The sequence below is a fragment of the Streptomyces sp. URMC 126 genome, from assembly GCF_051386555.1.
Lineage (GTDB): Bacteria > Actinomycetota > Actinomycetes > Streptomycetales > Streptomycetaceae > Streptomyces.
The window spans coordinates 1-269 of the sequence record NZ_JBPQTX010000903.1 but is presented as its reverse complement, the minus strand read 5'-3'; the positions used below and the strand labels follow the sequence as shown (position 1 = coordinate 269).

Sequence of the window (269 nt, the reverse complement as noted above, 5' to 3'; positions counted from 1 at the left end):
GCCTCACATAATCGCACTGCTGTGTTGGTTCCCGCAGCGCGCCGCTGGCGGCGATCCGCAGCGCCAATGCGTTTCGCACGATGTAGGATTCGAGCGAGCGCGTTACGGAACGCCCCTGGTCGGTGGCGCGCGATTGAAGCGCGTCGTTGGCCTGGTTGATGCCGGTCGTCGCCGCCCACACCAGCACCAGGCCTAACGGGAGCACTGCGGCCGAGAGGATAACGAGCAGCTTGCCGGCCGTCGGCAGCCGCTGGAACCAGCGCCTGACC

1 protein-coding gene is annotated in these 269 nt (G+C 67.3%); it reads right to left on the bottom strand.

Annotated elements, in window-relative coordinates:
• Positions 1-269 (bottom strand): hypothetical protein (locus tag ACSNOK_RS34420; protein ID WP_436784653.1); only part of this gene is annotated, 269 nt, incomplete at both ends.